13 protein-coding genes are annotated in these 19,465 nt (G+C 56.4%); 8 read left to right on the top strand and 5 right to left on the bottom strand.

The features are described from left to right. Positions 1-2 precede the first annotated feature (2 nt). Both E1297_RS38600 and E1297_RS38595 read right to left on the bottom strand, forming a co-directional pair. Entirely contained in the window at positions 3-1,622 is a 1,620-nt protein-coding gene (locus tag E1297_RS38600; protein ID WP_155147678.1) for an acyl-CoA carboxylase subunit beta, read from the bottom strand. Next, on the bottom strand, positions 1,622-3,406 hold the full coding sequence (locus tag E1297_RS38595; RefSeq protein WP_209016262.1) for an acyclic terpene utilization AtuA family protein: 1,785 nt from the start codon (positions 3,404-3,406) through the stop codon (positions 1,622-1,624). The genes E1297_RS38600 and E1297_RS38595 overlap by 1 nt, the downstream gene beginning before the upstream one ends. Before the next feature lie 114 nt (positions 3,407-3,520). Between E1297_RS38595 and E1297_RS38590 the strand changes: the two genes are divergently transcribed. Both E1297_RS38590 and E1297_RS38585 read left to right on the top strand, forming a co-directional pair. Beyond that, positions 3,521-4,162: a TetR/AcrR family transcriptional regulator gene (locus tag E1297_RS38590; protein WP_155147677.1), complete on the top strand. Its 642-nt coding sequence runs from the start codon at positions 3,521-3,523 to the stop codon at positions 4,160-4,162. Beyond that, on the top strand, positions 4,159-5,316 hold the full coding sequence (locus tag E1297_RS38585; RefSeq protein WP_209016261.1) for an acyl-CoA dehydrogenase family protein: 1,158 nt from the start codon (positions 4,159-4,161) through the stop codon (positions 5,314-5,316). Before E1297_RS38590 ends, E1297_RS38585 begins: the two co-directional genes overlap by 4 nt. An 8-nt stretch (positions 5,317-5,324) precedes the next feature. Here the strand turns inward: E1297_RS38585 and E1297_RS38580 are convergent, their stop codons facing one another. Beyond that, the gene (locus E1297_RS38580) at positions 5,325-6,320 is read right to left on the bottom strand and encodes an AraC family transcriptional regulator (RefSeq protein ID WP_155147675.1); all 996 of its coding nucleotides are present in this window, start codon (positions 6,318-6,320) and stop codon (positions 5,325-5,327) included. 98 nt (positions 6,321-6,418) lie between these two features. Between E1297_RS38580 and E1297_RS38575 the strand changes: the two genes are divergently transcribed. Next, entirely contained in the window at positions 6,419-7,627 is a 1,209-nt protein-coding gene (locus tag E1297_RS38575; RefSeq protein WP_155147673.1) for an acetyl-CoA C-acetyltransferase, read from the top strand. A 15-nt stretch (positions 7,628-7,642) separates the two neighbouring features. Next, positions 7,643-9,784, top strand: coding sequence for a 3-hydroxyacyl-CoA dehydrogenase NAD-binding domain-containing protein (locus E1297_RS38570; RefSeq protein WP_155147671.1), 2,142 nt, complete (start codon positions 7,643-7,645; stop codon positions 9,782-9,784). Between the two features lie 113 nt (positions 9,785-9,897). On the opposite strand, the gene E1297_RS38565 is transcribed toward E1297_RS38570, so the two are convergent. Continuing rightward, complete coding sequence (locus E1297_RS38565; protein ID WP_155147669.1) at positions 9,898-10,860, bottom strand: LysR family transcriptional regulator; 963 nt, start codon at positions 10,858-10,860, stop codon at positions 9,898-9,900. Between the two features lie 41 nt (positions 10,861-10,901). Between E1297_RS38565 and E1297_RS38560 the strand changes: the two genes are divergently transcribed. Beyond that, positions 10,902-12,467 carry a trimethylamine methyltransferase family protein gene (locus E1297_RS38560; protein WP_209016259.1) on the top strand — a complete coding sequence of 522 codons (1,566 nt, stop codon included), beginning with the start codon at positions 10,902-10,904 and terminating at the stop codon, positions 12,465-12,467. Here E1297_RS38560 and E1297_RS38555 read toward each other — a convergent pair. After that, on the bottom strand, positions 12,461-13,204 hold the full coding sequence (locus E1297_RS38555) for a hypothetical protein (protein ID WP_196223499.1): 744 nt from the start codon (positions 13,202-13,204) through the stop codon (positions 12,461-12,463). The two genes, E1297_RS38560 and E1297_RS38555, sit on opposite strands and share 7 nt — an antisense overlap. 47 nt (positions 13,205-13,251) lie before the next feature. On the opposite strand from E1297_RS38555, the gene E1297_RS38550 reads away from it, so the two are divergent. The 3 genes from E1297_RS38550 to E1297_RS38540 are packed head-to-tail and all read left to right on the top strand — an operon-like array spanning position 13,252 to position 19,303. Further along, positions 13,252-15,618, top strand: coding sequence for an FAD-dependent oxidoreductase (locus tag E1297_RS38550; RefSeq protein ID WP_155147663.1), 2,367 nt, complete (start codon positions 13,252-13,254; stop codon positions 15,616-15,618). Next, positions 15,615-17,993 carry an FAD-dependent oxidoreductase gene (locus tag E1297_RS38545; protein WP_155147661.1) on the top strand — a complete coding sequence of 793 codons (2,379 nt, stop codon included), beginning with the start codon at positions 15,615-15,617 and terminating at the stop codon, positions 17,991-17,993. Before E1297_RS38550 ends, E1297_RS38545 begins: the two co-directional genes overlap by 4 nt. Further along, positions 17,990-19,303 (top strand): aspartate aminotransferase family protein, encoded by a 1,314-nt coding sequence (locus E1297_RS38540; protein ID WP_155147659.1) that lies wholly within the window; start codon positions 17,990-17,992, stop codon positions 19,301-19,303. Before E1297_RS38545 ends, E1297_RS38540 begins: the two co-directional genes overlap by 4 nt. Positions 19,304-19,465 lie beyond the last annotated feature (162 nt).

The raw sequence follows: 19,465 nt of genomic DNA, 5'->3' as shown, positions 1-19,465 counted from the left end.
GATCAGAACCTGTGGACGCCGTAGGTGCTGGGTTTGACTTTTCGCGCGCGCGCCTCAAGGCAGGTTTCAAGACAGAAACCCAGTACGCGCCGCGTATCGCGTGGATCGATGACACCGTGGTCGATACAGCGGCCTGAGGTGTAAAACGCGTTCTCCTGCTTGGTGAAATGTGCCGTGATCGCTGCCTTCTGCGCCGCCAGTTTGTTTTCGTCAGGCTCGATCCCTTTTCGTTTGAACCCTGCCCGAGCGACCATCTCCATCGTACCGGCAGCCTGCTCACCCCCCATCACTCCGGTGGAAGCGTTTGGCCATGCGAACAGGAAATCCGGATCATAAGCGTATCCGCACATCCCATAGTTGCCCGCCCCAAAACTTGCGCCGATGTACAGTGTGATTTTGGGCACATCTACCGAGGTCACGGCCTGGATCATCTTGGCCCCGTGTTTGATCATACCACCCTGCTCGTATTGGGTGCCAACCATGAAGCCAGTTATATTGTTCAGGAAAATCAACGGAATGTCTGCCTGGCCACAAAGCTGGATGAACTGCGCGGCCTTGTTCGCACCGGCTGGGTCCAGCGGGCCATTGTTACCGAGGATGCCTACGGCGATACCGTTGATTGCAGCCTGCAAACAGACGGTTGCCGGACCGTAGTCCGGTTTAAAGTCTTCAAAATCCGAACCGTCCACGATACGTGCCACGACTTCGCGAACATCATAGGGAATGCGATAATCGGTTGGGACGACACCGGCGATCTCGTCCGGGTCGTATTTGGGCGGCTCTACCGTTTTATTGCGCCTCAGAGGCAGAGACTTGTTCCAATCCAGCCGCGCCATCACGTCTCGCGCCAATTCGACACCGTGCGCGTCATCTTCAGCCAGATACTCTACAAGCCCTGAGGTGGTGGCGTGCATCTCGCTCCCGCCCAGATCGCGATCATTGGCCTTCTCGCCGGTAGCTGCATAAACCAGCGCCGCACCAGCCAGAGCCGCCATACCGTTCTGCTTTACGCCCACCACATAATCGGCGAGCCCCGGCATATAAGCCCCGCCTGCGGTCGAAGGTCCGTGCAACACAGCAACATTGGGAAGGCCAGCAGCTGAATGACGGGCCAGATTGCGGAACAGTTTTCCGCCGTTAGCCCAGAACTCGACTTTGTACTCCATCAGGTTCGCACCGGCGCTTTCGACCAGATGCACAAATGGCAGGTTCTGTTTATGCGCCATGTCTTGCGCGCTCAGGAATGCCACGCCTGACATCTCGACCATCGCGCCAGCTTTGATTCCGGCGTCGTCGACGATGATCATGCATCTGACACCGGAAATGAAACCGATCCCGATAATGAGCGATGCGCCCGGCACTGATTTCTCTGGATCGTTGCTGTCGACGCAATACCCCGCCAATCCGTGCAACTGCAAAAATGGCATCCCCGGATCCAACAGATGTGCAATGCGATCGCGTGGGGTGATCTGACCACGGGCTTCCATCCGTTCGCGGCGTTGCTCGGACAAGGCCACGGGCCGCGCCTCAAGCGCGCGCATCTCATCGATCAGAGCCAGCATGTCGGCTCGGTTCTTTGCATAGGTTTCAGAGTCGCGGACGACCTGGCTTACAAAGCCCATCAGATACCTCCTTGCTCGGAATTGGCGATCAGCCGCGCCGGAATTCTGACCGGTGTGGCCAGCAGAAGCTGGGCGAAGCTTTTCCCTTGTGCATCGTTGCGCAGAGACGCGATGCCGCCTCCACCCAAAACTTCGTGCAGCAGAATGTTCATGGAATGTGTGCCGGGCAGATAAAATCGTTCAGCTTCGCCGGACAGATAATCAGAGAAAACGGCTGACACTTTTTCCTCTGTCAGCGCAGACCAGATATAAGGCATGTAGGCTGCGTGTCTTGCGATGACACCGATATTGGCCTTGTCACCTTTGTCCCCCGAACGCGCCCAGGCCAACTCCTCCAACGGACAAGACACCCAATCCATCACGTCCGCTTCTGCGGGTTCAGGAACTTCTCCTTTGATAGGTTTTGGTTCATTCGGAGTGATTTCAGATTGTTGATAGGGGATGTTTTTCCCTTCCAGGGTCACACGGTAGGAAAGCGTGATCGCGGGAACTAAAAATGAAAACAAGGCAACGACTGGCGAAGGTTTGGGGCGTCCTCCGCCAGTAAAGATGTGTAGACCCGGCGGAGCAGCCAGAGCTGCTCCAGTCATTTCGCGCAAAAACAGGCCCGCTGCGCGAGCATCATCGTGTTTTACGGCCGCCTTGAATGAAATCTCTTCGTAGTCACTGTCGCCGGGCCGCCCGCCATATGCTTCGAATGACACTTCCCGGTAGTCAGGGGCGCCCAAGCGATTCAGTATGGCGCGGGCACGATCAAGTCCGGCCTGCGCGAACACTTCGGCCTTTTGGCGAGCCTCGCGCCCGTTGATCAGGAAAGTCATCCCAACACGATAGCCATCAACCCAAGTTGCCGACACTTTGAGTTGTCCAGTTGGTGCGCACCCTCTGGCACCCGTCACCCCCACCCGGTCAGGCCCCGCCTGTTCCATCCTGACTTCTGAGAAATCGCAAACCACATCCGGCAGTATATACCCGCGCGGATCACCGATCTCATACAACATCTGCTCGCAAACAGATGCCGGTGTTACGCATCCGGTGGTGCCCTCGGGCTTGGTCAGGACCATCGAACCATCTGCGCTGATCTCGGCAACCGGATATCCGATCTGCGCGATATCGCCGGCCAGTTTCCAATCGGTGAAGTTTCCACCTGTGGCCTGAGGGCCGCATTCCAGCAGGTGTCCCGCCAATGATCCTGCTGCCAGCAGATCATGATCACCCTGCCCCCACCCAAAGTGATGCATACAGGCCGCCAGCGTCAGGGCACTGTCAACACATCGCCCTGTAACGACGATATCCGCCCCAGCTTTCAACGCGGCCACTATCGGGCCGGCACCGATATAGGCGTTGATGGACGCGATCTTTTCGGCTGCGGGCATCGGAGTCCCGGAGAACATCTCGGTACGATCCGCAAACTCCGCCGCACGCGGCAGCAAATCATCACCTTCGACAACCGCTACCTTCAGGTTCAGCCCAAGCTCAGCAATTTCAGCGCGCAAGGCGTTGGCACAGGCCATAGGGTTGACGCCACCCGCGTTCGAAAGAACTTTCACGCCCAGTTCGTCGATCCGGCTCAGGTTTTGGGTCATGACCTCGGAAACAAAGTCCACAGCATATCCCTTTTCCGAATCCTTCAGGCGAGCGCGCGCCATGATCGACATGGTGATTTCTGCCAGGTAGTCATAGACTAGAAAGTCCAGATCCGGATCGCGCAACAACTGCCGTGTGGCGTGGGGCGCATCACCCCAAAACCCGCTCGCTCCTCCGATCTGCAGAGAATGCTTCACGTAACGTCTCTCCCGCCTGTCGGTGACTCCGTACTTTACAGACCGACTGTTCTGTTTTTATGATTTGTCGATTACATCGGTCAACAGTGATCTGCCAACACGACGCCACGGAACATGACGGAAACAACATCCAAAAAGCCCAAGGCTCAGGATCAACGATCTCGGGATATGCAGGCTAGAATCTGCAACGCTACGGTCGCTTGTCTGGATCAACTTGGCTATGCCGAGACAACTTTCGCCAAGGTTCAGGCCAAGGCGGACATCTCGCGCGGGGCCATCACGCATCACTTCCCGACCAAGCAAGCACTTGTTGCCGCGACTGCAATGCGGCTGCTGGACAATGCACAGAGCCCGATCTGGAAGCAGGGCAGCACTCCCCCGCCTGTCTATGATCTGATCATGTCCTCCTGGAGCAACATCGTAAACTCTTCGGGCGGTCGTGCGATCGTCGAGATTCTGGTTGCATGCCGGACTGATGCGGACCTGTTCGAGCTGCTCGAACAGAGCCTGAGGGACTGGGACAAATCCAATCTGAACCTCATCGCCAGCCAGTACGCCAGCGTTTCAGGTGACCGAGACGACACCGAATTGTTGTGGAGCATTTCCCGGAATTTCTTACGCGGTCTTTTGTTGCACGAAAAATTCGTTTCATCACCGGAATACCTGACGAAGATGATGGGACGGTTTGCACGAATGATGGAAAGCCAGCTTCGCGTTGTTTCCCCGAACAACGCCAAGATTGAGGAAGTAGAATGACAATGCCATCCCCCTTCATGACGCCCGAGCGCGAGGCTTTTCGGCGCGATTTCGGGCGTTTTGTTGATGCAGAAATCAAACCTCACATAGAACAATGGGAAGCGGATCGCGGAGTTCCTTGGGAGTTGCATGCTGCAATCGCGGAGTTTGGCGTCTTTGGTTTTGGAATCGATGAAGAATATGGCGGCTTGGGTTTCGACAATGCGTTCATGCGTCATGACTACAGCGAAATTCTGTTTGGATGTGGCGCGTCAGGTATCGGCGCGGCAGTAGGTGGTCGTACGATCTCAATCAGCCCGATTGCACAGTTCGCATCTGAAGAGTTCAAGAAAACGGTCCTGCCGGAGATTATCGGCGGACGAATGATGTCTGCTCTAGGCATAACAGAGCCAGGTGCAGGATCAGATGTGGCCAACATTAAGACACGGGCCGAGCTTAAAAGTGGAAAATGGATCCTGAACGGCGAAAAAACCTACATCACCGGTGGGATGGATGCCGAATGGTTTGTGATTGGCGCCCGCACCGGGGGTCCGGGACTAGCCGGGATTTCCTTGTTTCTTGTTCCTTTCGATGCGCCGGGCTTCAGCCGCACCCCGCTGGGTGGCAAAATGGGTTGGCATAGTTCGCAGCAGGCGACATTGCATTTCGACGATTGCGAACTTGATGCGGACGCGCTTTTGGGGCCTGAAAATAAAGGCTTTATCGCGATCATGAATAATTTCAATTTTGAACGGTTGGGGCTGACATCTGCTTCACTGGGCATGATGAAACTGTGTTACGATAGTGCGCTTGCATGGGCGCGCGAACGCGAGACCTTTGGAAAACGGCTGATTGAGCACCAGGTAATCGGCCACAAATTTGCGGAAATGTCAGCCCGGATCGATATGAACGAGGCATATATCGAGCGCATCTGTTGGGCGATTGAGCAAGGCTTGATGCCCGTTGCCGAACTTGCCAAGGCCAAGGTACAGGCAACAAAGTCGCTGGAATTTGTCGCCTCCGAGGCGATGCAGGTTTTTGGTGGCGCGGCCTACATGCTGGGCAACCCGGTCGAGCGTGTCTGGCGCGAGATCAAGATCATGGCAATAGGCGGCGGTTCGGAAGAGATCATGCGCGATCTGGCGGTGCGACAGATGGGCCTGATGGGCCAATAGCAGCAAGTTCATAGGTCTGAGACGCGATAAGCGCGCGGTGTCAGACCAGTCCATCCCCTGAAGGCACGAATAAAAGAGCTGGCCTCACTAAACCCGGCGCGCGCCGCAATATCCTCGATGGACAGATCCGTTGTTGTCAGCAAACGCACAGCCAGATCGCGCCGGACCTGCTTACGCAGGTCCGAATAATCCACGCCTTCAAGCTTAAGACTCCGACGCAACCTGTGGCTGGGCATGTTCAGGTTGCGACCGACCTCGTCCATATCCGCAAGTCTGCCTTCACGGGTCAGAATTGCATCAATGGTTAGTGCGGCCTCAAGTGCCAGGCCTGTGGTGCCGTCCACCGGTAAAAAAGCGTCCAGAGGCGTACGCCGGGCATATGCCATGGCCTGTTCTTCCGTGCGTACAAGCGGCAATTTCATCAGGTTTCGCGGGATTGCCAGACCGCTGCTGGATTGCTCGAACCGTACCGGCGCCTGCATGAACATCGCCCGATAGATCGGCGCATGGGGCGGGCTGGGATAGTCGAACCAGGCCCGGTTGACGGCGCCTTTATTGCCCGCCAGCCAACTGAGCATTCGATTGACCAGTACCATGATCATTTCAACCGCAAGCTCGTTGAGCACCACTCGCCCGGGTATGCGCACCATCTCGAATATGGCACTCTCACCCTCTTCGCGAAACGTGTAGCGGAATGAATTGTCTATAATATCCATGAATTGAACTGTTCGACGATAAGCATCACCCAGGGTCTCGGCGTGACTTGCGTGAGCTGCAAGTATGGCTGTGCTTCCAATGCGCTGCGGCCGTTCCTGCAACCCCCCTAGTTCATCATCGAGTGTCAGCGTGACTGTGCGGACCAGTTTGACGAAGTTTGGATGAGATATTGGACGCGCCGCAGTATCCAATCCGGCATGTCTTAGAATAGCCGCGGGATCGCCCCCGCGCCGCGTCACACCCTGAAGTAGATTAACAGCAAAAATCGCCGGAATGAGAACCGCCATTCATGTAAGATAATGTCTATTTTTTTGTATCACCAGATCATTGTTGCCTGCCCATCTCGCTGTCACGCTGCGCGCTGAATAGAGTTTGGAGGTCCCTGATGGCGCACGCCGCCTATATCTACGATGCCATCCGCACGCCGCGTTCGCGTGGCAAGGCCAGCGGAACACTGCATGAGGTCAAACCCGTTCAACTTGCCGCGGGTCTGTTGCGCGAATTGCAGAGCCGTCACGATCTGGATACCAGTCGCGTTGGTGATGTGGTGCTGGGGTGTGTCTCACCCGTGGGTGATCAGGGCAGCGATATCGCCAAAGGCGCAGTGCAAGCTGCACATTGGGACGAATCTGTGTCGGGCGTACAGTTGGACCGCTTCTGTGGGTCCGGGCTTGAGGCAGTGAACACGGCAGCCGCTAAGATCATCGCCGGACAAGAGGACCTGATGGTCGCTGGCGGCATCGAATCCATGAGCCGCGTACCCATGGGGTCATCCGGCGGTGCGATGTATCTTGACCCCGATATGATCATGGATCAACGTGCCGTGCCGCAGGGCATCGGTGCCGATCTGATCGCTACCATCGACGGCTACAGCCGAGAGGACGTTGACGCCTTTGCAGTAGAAAGCCAGCGCCGCGCTGCCCACGCACGTGACAGTGGCTGGTTCGACAAATCTGTGGTTCCGGTTCGCGACGAAAGTGGCCTGACTATCCTGGAGCGGGACGATTTCATCAAACCCGACACCGACATGCAGAAGCTGGGCGCCCTGAACCCGTCCTTCGCGGCCATGGGAAGTTATGGCTATGACGACATGGCCCTGTCGAAATACCCCGAAGTAGCGCGCATCAACCACGTTCATACACCCGGCAACTCTTCGGGCATCGTGGACGGATCCGCTTCGGTTCTGATCGGGTCGGAACAGGCAGGCAAGGATCTGGGATTGGAGCCGCGCGGGCGCATCGTGCAGGCCACAATGGTGTCTACAGACCCGGTCATCATGCTGGCGGGTCCGGGTCCGGCTGCGAAAAAATGTCTGGATAAGGCCGGACTGAACGTAAACGATATCGACCTCTGGGAGATTAACGAAGCCTTCGCTTCGGTCGCCATGCGTTACATGAAAGATCTGGGTATCGATCACGAGATCACCAATGTGAACGGTGGCGCAATCGCCATGGGCCACCCTCTGGGAGCAACTGGCGCGATGCTGGTCTCAACCATGTTGGATGAGCTGGAGCGACGTGACGCCAAACGCGCAATGCTGTCGCTGTGCATTGGTGGTGGCATGGGTATCTCGACCCTGATCGAACGCGTGTAAGGAAGGATCAAATCAATGGCATTTGCATATAAAAAAGACGCCAATGACATCGTGACTGTCACCATGGACATGGACGGTCCCGTAAATGCGATGAACGACGCCTTTCTGCCGCAATTCCGCGAAGCCGTGGATAAGATCGAAGCCGAGGACGATCTGAAAGGTGTCATCTGGACGTCGGCTAAGGAAACGTTCTTTGCCGGTGGCGATCTAAACATGCTGAAATCCATCACTCCGGATGGGGTCGAAGCCCTGTTTGAGAACGTGGAAGGCACCAAAGCTGTCATGCGCCGGCTGGAGAAATTGCCGGTCCCTGTCGTCGCTGCAATCAATGGTGCGGCGCTTGGCGGTGGCTATGAAATCTGCCTGGCTTGCAATTATCGCATCGCTGCGAAGAACCCTAAAACCAAGATCGGTCTGCCTGAGGTCACGCTGGGCCTGCTGCCCGGTGGTGGTGGCACGGTTCGTCTGACTTGGCTGTTGGGCCTTGAAGCCGCGATGCCTTTCCTACTGGAAGGTCGTCAGGTGAATCCACAAAAGGCGTTGGCTGCGGGACTGATCCATGAGGTCGTCACCCCGGATCAGCTGCTGGACCGCGCAAAGGAGTACATCCTGTCGGTTCAGGGAGACGAAGCAGCAGTGACACAGCCCTGGGACACAAAGGGCTACAAAATCCCCGGCGGCCCGTCGGCATCACCCAAGAATGCACCGCGCATCGCAGGCGCTGCGGCTATGTTGTTCAAAAAAACCAAAGGATTGATGCCCGCGCCAACGCGCATTCTGGACATAATGACCGAGGCCGCGGGTCGTGTCGATTTCGATACAGCTCAACGCTACGAAAGCCGCCGCTTTGCTTCGCTAACACCGCTGGCTCCGACCAAGAACATGATTGAGACACTGTTCTTTGGCATGAACAAGGTTAATGGCGGAGCGTCACGCCCGCAGGATGTCCCACGCTCAAAAGTGGAACGCCTCGGCATTCTGGGTGCTGGTATGATGGGACAGGGCATCACCTATTCGGCGGCGATGGCAGGTATTCCGGTTGTACTTAAGGATATGACGCTTGAGGCTGCGGAACGTGGCAAAGCCTACACCGAAATGCTGTTAAACAAGCGCGTCGATAAAGGGCGCATGACGGCGGAGAAGCGGGATGCGATGCTCGCGCTGATCACGCCGACCGACAAGGCCGAAGAAGTCAAAGGATGCGATCTGATCATCGAAGCGGTTTTCGAAAAGATCGATATCAAGAATGCAGTATTGGCCGAACACGAGGAACTGCTGGCCGACGGCGGTTTCTGGGGATCAAACACCTCGACGTTACCTATCACGCGTTTGGCGGGAGAGGCGGGTAAGCCGGAAAACTTTGTTGGGCTGCACTTTTTTTCGCCTGTCGACAAGATGCCGTTGCTTGAGATCATCGCAGGCGACATGACGTCGGACGAAACCCTGGCGCGGGCCTTTGATTTCGCACGCCAAATCAAAAAGACGCCGATTATCGTAGGCGACAAGACCGGGTTCTACACCTCGCGTACCATTGGCACAAAGATGCTTGAGGCCGCACAACTGGTGGCGGAGGGACAGGATCCATTGCGCGTCGACAACCTGTCGCGCCTGACGGGTATGCCAACCGGAATGCTCTCTTTGCTGGATGAGGTACAGTTGAAGCTTGTAGATGACATTTACAACACGCAAGTACAGATGGGCCTTCAGGATCCGACAGAAGAGGTGACGCCTGAGGCCCGCAAATTGGTCCGTGAACTGGTTGCTGAGCATGACAGACCCGGCCGAGCAGCTGGCAAGGGGTTCTATGATTATACTGCGGCTGGCAAGGAAATCTGGCCTGGCTTAGCAGCGTGGCGCAAAGAGGGGTCAGACCTGCCCGATCAGGACATTCAGGACCGCATCATGTTCCGGGCTATCCTGGAAACCCTGCGCTGTCTGGAGGAAGGCGTGCTGCGTTCAGTCGCGGACGGCAATGTTGGTTCGATCTTGGGCATCGGCGCCCCTGTTCATACCGGGGGATACATCCAATTCGTCAACACCTACGGGCTGGACCGGTTCGTGGCCCGATGTGAAGAACTGTCCTCTAAATACGGCGACCGCTTTGCACCACCTGATATCCTGAAGAAACACGCAGCGGATCAATTGGAGTTCTGCTAGTATTAAATCATCAGACAACAAAGGGGGCGAGGTGCTGACAATGCGCCTCGCCCTTCTTTGCGTGCATAGTTTGGATCAATATCCGATACTCCATGGCGAGACCGATGCACCAGTTAAGAACGATCTACACTCTGGGATCCGATCTTCCCGACATATTCTGCAATATGATGTGTAAGCTTTTGTTTGGACAACGCGGCGATTGCTTTCGGTAAGTTCTGCAGTTCCCCCTTTCGGGCGACGACAGTCAGCGTGCGCGAAAGACCAACGACCGGCAACTCAAGCAGGCGAAGCTGCATGTTCTCGACCATCCCGTCAATCAACAGGGTTGGCGTCAAAAGGCTGAATCCCTGCCCTGCAGCAACGCAGGAGGTCACCATGCTCGAGCGATCGGCCTGAATGACTCTATCCGGTTCAAACCGCAGCCTGCGAAGATGTTGGGCAATCTGGCGGCCCGCGTTTGTCGTATCTCCAAACCGAACCAAAGGTAGCTTTCTTTGGATCGCCTCAAGGCTGCTGGTTGGGCCGTCATAGTCAGCGGGTAGAACCAGTAAGTAGTCTTCTTTCAGTATGTGATGCCGCTCCAGCCCGTCCATATCGAGGAACGGGTTCGAGGTGATCGCAAGATCGGCCTGTTTTGTGCGAAGAAGATGTTCGTGATTGCCACTCTGTCCTGCGTGCAAGGTGATGTCCTCGACCCCAAACTCCTGTTGGGCCAGCGTTACCAGCGACGGCGTCAAGGTAGTGGCGATCGAAGCTTGAATACCCACGCGTAACAGATTGATAGAGCCTTCCCCAATGTGGCGTAGTTCAGATTCCATATCGGAAAGGGCATGCAAAATTTTCTGGGCCCGGTTGTGCAGCCGCATTCCGGCGTGGGTCAATCGTGCTGGCCGGACACTGCGATCAATCAGCTGGGTGGCAAAGGCCTTTTCCAAAGCGGCTATATGTTGCGAAGCTGCGGGTTGGGACAGGCCCAACAACCGTGCGCCAGAACGCATCTGCCCGGTTTCAGCCACGGCAATAAAGACTTCGAGAGAGCGGATCAGGCCAGGTGATAGAGTTCGACGGTCGGGCATGAGATCATCATTAGTATAAGAATACCTAATACTGTGCGAATATGATTGGAAACTGTCAATCCGGCTGCGACGTTACGCACATGGAACGTCAGCGAAGACATAAGCGCCGAGATGTGAAACGAGCCCCCGCAGCCGAGCCTCGCACACCGTTTGTCGTGCGAAAACTCTCGACGTTCAATGTTCTGAGCGAAGCGGGATTGGAGCAGATTGAAGCCAATGCCGATCGCATTCTGGCAGAAACCGGGATGGAGTTTCAGGATGATCCAGGGATCCTGAAAATTTTTGCCGACGCGGGGTGCGATGTTTCAGGGACAAGGGTGCGTTTTGCCCCGGGGTTCTGCCGCAACAAGATCACAACCACTGCTCCGTCCGAATTTGTTCAGCATGCGCGGAATCCAGCGAACAATGTGCAACTTGGCGGAGACGCAACTGTCTTGTGTCCGTCTTGGGGGCCGCCTTTCGTCCATGATCTGGATCGGGGGCGGCGCTACGCCTCCTACGAGGATTTCACCAATCTGGTGAAACTCCATCACAACCTGCCCTGGCTTCACCATTCTGGCGGGGTTGTTTGTGAGCCGGTCGACCTGCCGGCCAACAAACGACACCTGGATATGCTGTATGCCCATATCCGATACTCTGACCGGGCATTCATGGGAGCGTTTATCGGAGCCGAACGCGCGGGCCATGCGATTGATATGGCACGCATTTTGTTCGGGGCGGATTTTGTAGCTGAAAACCCGGTTCTGTATTGCGTTTCAAATACAAACGCTCCGCTGGTGATGGATAGCCATATGTCCGGAGCGTTAAAGACCTATGCGCGAGCGGGACAGCCCGTCGCTTGCACGCCATGGGTTCTGACCGGGGCGATGTCACCCGCAACAGTAGCGGGGACCCTCGCGCAAGTGCTTGCTGAAACCATGGCGGCCATGACGCTGGTTCAGCTTGTCGCGCCGGGCGCGCCCTGCCTGATGGGTAGCTTCGCATCAACGATGTCGATGAAATCAGGTGCGCCCACATTTGGCACGCCCGAGGCTGGATTAATGGTATTGGCCGCCGGGCAGCTGGCCCGCAGACTGGGCGTGCCATTGCACACTGTCGGCACGCTCAGTTCATCAAAAGTACCAGACGCACAAAGCCAGCAAGAGGCAGCCTGGGGTTTGATGATGTCGATGTTCGCAGGGGCAAACCTGATCAATCATGCCACTGGCTGGTTGGAAGGAGGATTGGTCACGTCCTTCGAAAAAACGATCATCGATCACGATCTTTGCGGTAAGGTAGCACGTTTCTTTGACGGGATTGACCTGAGCGAAAATGCACAGGCCATGGAAGCAATCGCAGCCACGGGACCGGGGCAGCACTTTCTTGGATCAGAGCACACGCAGGCCAATTTCATGACGGCCCTGTTCCGACCCTGGACACCTGACGACAGTTCTTTTGAGCAATGGCAAGCTGACGGATCGAAAGACGCAGCCAAACGCGCCAACGCAATCTGGAAGGAACAGCTCCAGAATTACGAAGATCCTGGTCTTGATCCGGATATAGATGCCGCGCTGAAAGACTATGTCGCGCAGCGGAAATCGGAAAAACCTGATCAGGATTACTACTGATGGGCCTGCATTTCTGCGATCTCCCGCATCTCTGCATAAAACGGCTCATGATGGGCCGAGATTCCAACGTAGGGCTCGCCAAGCACGGCAAGCTGGTCTGCGGCATTCGTTTGCGTTGGTTTTCGTATCGCGCCACTTTGCAAAACTTCGCGATGCCAGCCTTTGACGGCCTCCCATCCTGCAGGTACCCGATCATCCCAGGCAAAAGCGTGGCTGGCGAAATCCAATCCGATATGCGCCCAATAGCGGCGCAGGGTTTTCTCTGGGTCGTCTCGCAATTGATCGGCCGTCAGGACCAGCGGATCATGCCCCAAAGATACCAGCGCGTGATACATGCGATGCTGCGCCTCATGCCCCAGTTCGGTCCGTGTGAACGCCGGATCGCGTCGGGCATAGGACAACGCCGCTTCGGTCGGATCACGCAGCAGAAATGCGTGGCTCATCTGTCCGGCAAAGTCCCGATCCTTCGGCAACGTTTCAGCGACATAATACGCCATATCTTTGAAGAACACCGGGCTGGCTTGCGCCTTTTCGCAGATCATCTCACGAATGTCGGCATAGGTGGTTGGATGCCCCGGTTCAGGCGCAAAGTCAGGAAACAACCTGTCCGTGGTGGTCAGATAGTGATGGTACATGAATGGCTCATGCAGCACGGCCAGATCGCCTCGTTCACGCATAATGCGTTCGAAGGCCGTAGAGACCGATCGCGGATGACACCAGAGAGCGTGAATTTTCATAAGGCAAAATCTGGAACAAGACGCTGCAGCGGTCAACGGAGTATTGCATGAGCCGCATACTGATCATCGGCGGCGGGGCCATCGGATTGAGCCTTGGTTATCACCTGACCAAACGTTGCGCGTCTGACGTCACTCTGCTGGAGCGGAACCAGCTGACATCAGGCACATCGTGGCATGCGGCTGGGATTGTCGGGCCGCTGCGCGCCACCCCGAATATGACGAAACTGGCTATGGCAGCGCTGGACGTCTTTCCCGAACTGGAGGCAGAGACAGGCCTTTCTACAGGTTACAAACGAACCGGCGGATACTGGTTGGCCCGTGAAGAAGCGCGACTGGACGAGTTGCACAGGATTGCAGATCTGGGAATCACTCAGGGCCTTTGGCCCCGTGTGGTCAACGCCTCGGACATTCCATTGCCAATGCTCGACCTCAAGGATCACGCCGGGGCGCTATACGTCCCGGAAGATGCGAACGTAAACCCGGTCGATCTCTGTATGGCCTATGCCCGCGCGGCCCGGGATCGGGGTCTGAAAATACGCGAAGGTGTTCAGGTCAAGCGATTGCTGGTCGAAAAAGATAGGACCAGCGGTGTGGAATTGTCCGACGGATCGCAACTGGCGGCGGATCATGTTGTTCTCGCCACCGGTGCGTGGTCTCGTGAACTCGCCGCAACCGCAGGCGTCGCCCTTCCCCTACAGGCTGTTGAGCACATGTATGTGGTTACTGAGCCCATACCGGATCTACCCAACCCGTTCCCAGTCATCCGGGATCTTGATCGCGGCATCTACATCAAGGGAGACGCGGGCAAACTGGTAATCGGTGGATTCGAACCCAATGCAAAGTGCTGGGATGCCTACGGACCCGAAGGCGACCGTGCCTTTCTTGAACTTGCTGACGATTGGGATCAGTTTTCCCCGTTCCTCGAAGCCGCGCTGGATCTTTGTCCGGATTTGGAGAGCGCCGGTATCAAGCATTTCATGAACGGCCCCGAGAGCTTTACTGCCGACACGCGCCCGCTGGTTGGGGAAACATCCGTAGATGGGCTTTATGTTGCTGCCGGAATGAACTCGGTCGGTGTGATGAGTTCCGCTGGCATCGGTCGTGCTTTGGCGGACTGGATCATCGATGGACATCCGTCGATGGACATGCGGGAGGTAGATGTGGCCAGGATTGACCCTAAAACGGCAACCCCTTCCCATATGGAAGCACGCATGAAAGAGGCTGTTTCTGATCTGTTCGCGCTGCATTGGCCTTATAAACAACCAACGGCCGGGCGGGGACTACGCAAGACCGCACTGCATGACAACTGGGCAAAGGCTGGCGCCATGTTTGGTGCTACAGCGGGCTGGGAACGTGGTTTGTGGTACGGCGATCCGCAACCGTATTCGGTTGGCGCGCAGGGTTGGTGGCCCATAGCTCGGGCCGAAGCGACAGTCATGGCTGAAGGAACAGCTTTGATTGATCTGAGTCCATTCACCAAGCTCGACATTACCGGTGCTGAAGCACTCGTGGGATTAAACCGGTTGAGTACGGCGCAGCTGGATGTGGAGCTCGGTCGCTCAGTCTATACTCAGTTGCTGAATGCGCGCGGTGGGATAGAGATGGATGTAACGATCACTCGGATCGGAGCGGAAGCCTTCCATCTTACCTCAGGTGCAGCAACCCGGGCTCGCGACCTTGCCTATTTACGCCGCAACCTGCCGAACGGCACCCACATTGCCGATGTCACTGAGCAATTCTGCACCATCGGTGTCATGGGGGCGGGCAGTCGCGACTTGTTGGAAGGACTGGGGAGTTTGCCGGAAACGCCTTTCGGCCATTCCCGCAAGGCCTACCTTGCTGATGTCGAATGCCGCGCCACCCGGGTGAGCTTTGTGGGTGAGTTGGGTTGGGAGTTGACGGTTGCAAACGCCGAGGCACCAACTCTTTTTAATGCTCTCAAAGGGGCTGGAGGCCATCCATTGGGGCATTTTACGCTTGACGGTTGCCGCCTCGAAAAAGGGTTCAGGCATTGGGGCCACGAGTTGGGGCCAGAAGTAACCCCACTGGAGGCCGGGCTGGGTTTCACGATCGATTGGAACAAAGACTCTATTGGCAAATCAGCTCTACAGGCGCAACGCGAGGATGGCCTTCATAAGCGCCTGGTTCTGATGCAGGTCGAGGGTGATGCATTGATGCTGCATGACGAACCTGTGTACGAAGCAGGGCGACATGTCGGGCTGACAACCTCGGCTGCGCGCGGACCCCGTACTGGTCTGAACCTGTGCTTTGCAATGGTTCAGACTGCGCCGGGTAAATCTCTGGCCGAGACATGTGCGCGCAATTTCAGCGTCCGAGTTGCTGGCCGCGACTATCCGGCAATCCCCCTTATCCGGGCTCCGTTTGACCCCAAAGGTGAAAGGATGCGCGCATGACCAAAGCGCAGGTAGTGATTATCGGCGGCGGGGCGATGGGTGTCTCGCTGATGTATCATCTGGTGAAGGCTGGCTGGTCGGATGTGTTGCTGGTCGAAAAAAACGACCTGACCCACGGATCAACTTGGCATGCCGCAGGACTTTGTACACATTTTGCGCATAACCCGACGATTCAGGAACTGCGCGCCACCTCGGTCAGGCTCTATCGTGATATCCTGCCTTCAGAGACAGGCAGGGATTGCGGATTTCACAGGTCTGGCGCGATGCGGATCACGCGCAATCCGGACCGTATGGACGAATTTCGCCATGTGGCGGGGCTGTCAGAGTTCACTGGATATCCACTTGAGATACTGACCCCCGAACATATCGCTGAGTTGTTCCCGCTAGCAAGGCTCGATGGATTGCTGGGTGGTATCTACGAACCCGATGATGGCCACGTCGATCCGTCGCTGGCAACAAACGCAATGGCCGAGGTTGCCCGTCGCGGTGGCGCTGCGATCTGGCGCAACTGTCCCGTGACAGATATTCGTCGTGAAGCGGAGGTCTGGAGAGTCGAGACTCCCAAAGGCCCAGTTCACGCCAATCATGTCGTCAACGCGGCCGGCACCTGGGGCTGGGAAATTGGGCAAATGATGGGGCTGAACATCCCCTCGGTTCCGGTGCTGCATCAGTATCTGGTGACAGATACGGTGCAGGCAGTCAGTGATCGGATCTCTGCAGGCTTGCCCGAACTCCCAATCATCCGCGATCCGGAAGAAAGCTGGTATGTCAGGCAGGAACGCGATGGCCTGATCCTTGGTCCTTACGAGAAACAGGCACAGGTATGGTCGGTTGATGGTGTGCCGCCGGAATTCGGGGCGGATCTTATGCCGCCCGATCTGGACCGGGTAGAACACATTATCCTGGCTGCCATGGAACGTATCCCGGCGCTCGAAACCGGGGGCGTAAAATCCGTCATCAACGGCCCGATTACCTTCACACCCGATGCCAATCCGTTGATCGGTCCTGCCCATGGATTGCAGAATGCATGGTTACTGACCGGTTCTTCCATGGGTGTCATGGAGGGTGGAGGTGCTGGCTGGTTCCTCGCCCATTGGATGACCCATGGCGCCCCGCCGATGGATGCGCTGGCGGTGGACAGTCGCCGCTTTGGATCATGGGCTGATCGTGAATACCGCGTCGCGAAGGCGATCGAGTGTTTCGGTCTGCAGTTTGGCGTGCACTACCCGAACGAGGAACGGCCCGCCGGTCGCGGATTGCGGCTGTCGCCTTTGCATGAAGTGATGATCGAACGTGGCGCGGTAATGGGTGCCGCCCATGGGTGGGAACGGCCCAACTGGTTCGCGGATACCCCCGGCATTACCGCAGATGAGACTTTCAGGCGCTCGAACTGGTTTGAGCCTGTCGCTGCTGAAGTTGATGCCGCCTCAAACCATGTCGCCATCGCAGACCTTTCGGTCTTTTCGAAGTTCGAAGTAACCGGGCCTGAAGTCGTTGAGTTTCTGGAAAGACTTGGAGCTAATCGTGCTCCAAAACCTGGCCGTATTGGCCTGACCCATGCGCTTACTCCGGCGGGTGGGGTGTTGTCAGAATTCACTGTAAGCAGACTTGGGTCTCAACATGCCTACATGACCTCCGCTGCCGCCGCCGAAGAGATCGACTTCGATCTCATTTGCGCCTGCGCCAAAGATCTTGAAGTTCAGGTTTCAAATGTCACAGCAGACTACGCTGTAATCGGTGTCATGGGTCCGAAGGCGGTACAGGTATTGCCCGACCTAATCGATATGCCCTGGTTGACCGTTCTCGAGACCACGATTGCGGATATCCCGGTTCGCGCCCTGCGTGTTTCGTATATCGGTGAAGCTGGCTGGGAACTACATGTACCTGCCAACAAAGCGGTACAGCTGTTTAACTGGCTGGAACAGGCTGCACTTCCGTTCGGTCGGGGTTTTTATGGCGCTTATGCCGCCAATTCCATGCGGTTGGAAAAGGGTTATCGTGGCTGGGGTAGCGATCTCACGACTGAACGCAGCCCTCTGGAAGCCGGGCTTAAGCCTTTTGTAAGACCGGATCTAAGAGATAGCCTTTCCCGTGAAAACCCCTGGGAAATGGTCCTGCTCGAGATTGAGGCAAACGATGTTGATCCGTTCTATGCCCACACAATTTGGCAGGATGACAGCCCTGTAGGCATCGTCACATCAGGCGCCTATGGCCACCGAACCGGAAAGGTGTTGGCGCTGGGATATCTGCGGAACCCATCTGCCCGCACTGGGCTGACTGTTTCGATCCTTGGTAAGCACTGTGCCGCGACCATCCTGCCTGAACCACCTTTTGACCCGAATAACACTCGCCTGAAGACCGGAGGCCTTTCATGACCGATCATGCTTTGCACACAGAATGGGATTTTGACGCGACCGCCGCGCGGCGCGATCAATACTATGCGGCGTCATTGACCCGGTTCACCCCATTTCGTGAACCCATCGTATTTCGCAAGGGCCAAGGTCAATATCTGTGGGACACGGACGGTCGCAAATACACCGACCTACTTGGTATGAACGTCTGCATCTCTGTAGGTCATTCACACCCACGCGTTGTTTCCGCCGCAATGGAACAGGCTCAGGATCTGACCCATTGCACCACGATGTTCTACCATCCTACTCCCGCGCATCTCGCCGAGGAACTGGCCGCCACGATGCCGAAAGACCATGAGTGGGTAGTGCATCTGACCAACTCCGGGTCCGAAGCGGTTGATCTGGCGATGACCATGGCGCGCACTTACACAGGCAATCTGGATCTGCTTGCTTTGCGAACCGCCTATCATGGCCCGACGGCGGCGGCGCAGTCCATCACAGGCATTGCGGGCTGGCGCCATCCGGGAATGCCAGGCAACGTGGCCTTCGTCCCGGAACCCAACCAGTATCGCGGAATCTTCGGTCCCGGCACGCAGCCCTATCTGGATGAAATCGACCGGACGATAGCCTCGGCAACCTCGGGCCAGATTGCCGGGATGTTCGTTGAAAGCGTACAGGGCTATGGTGGTATCATCGAAATGCCTAAGGGGTATATGTCCGGCGCTGCTGAGCGAGTGCGCGCAGCAGGAGGACTTTACATCGCCGATGAAGTTCAGTCCGGATTTGGTCGTACTGGAGACAACTTCTGGGGTTTTGAGGCGGATGGCATTGTACCGGACATTGTGGTGATGGCCAAAGGTCTGGGCAACGGCTTTCCCATCGGTGCCGTAGTAGCCAAAAAACACGTTGCCGCCCCTATGGCGGAAAAATTCATGTTCCACACATATGGTGCTAACCCAACCTCAGCTGCTGCAGCCCGTGCTGTGCTATCGGTAATGCGAGATGAGGGTCTGCAGGATAGCGCCCGTAAAGTGGGGGCTGCCTTGCTGGAGCGGTTGCACGATCTCAAAGACAAACATAAGGCCATCGGAGATGTGCGCGGCAAAGGTCTGATGCTTGCGATCGAAATGGTCAGTGACCGCGGCGACAAAACACCCGACAAGGAAACGACAACAGAGGTTTTTGAGGCTTGTCGTGATCAGGGGATCATCCTGTCAAAATCGGGACCCTTTCAGTCTTGTCTGCGTATGGTGCCCCCGCTTTGTCTGTCCTTAGAGGATGTGGATCATGTGGCTGAGGGGTTGGATCTGGCGTTTAAAAAAGCAGCGGGCTAGGTCTCGTGCCTTCCATTACATTGCACGAAGTACATGAATGATGAGCCACCGGTTCAGATGACTACCGTTTCCGCGGCGTGCGCAAACTGGTTTTCAATCTGGGTTACCAGCTGAGGTAACAACTCGATTGGTGAGTCCTGCTCTTAATCGAAGGGTTGGATA

It is taken from the genome of Roseibium sp. RKSG952, from assembly GCF_009711355.1.
The sequence above is the reverse complement of the archived record's forward strand: the minus strand, read 5'-3'. Positions and strand labels throughout refer to the sequence as shown.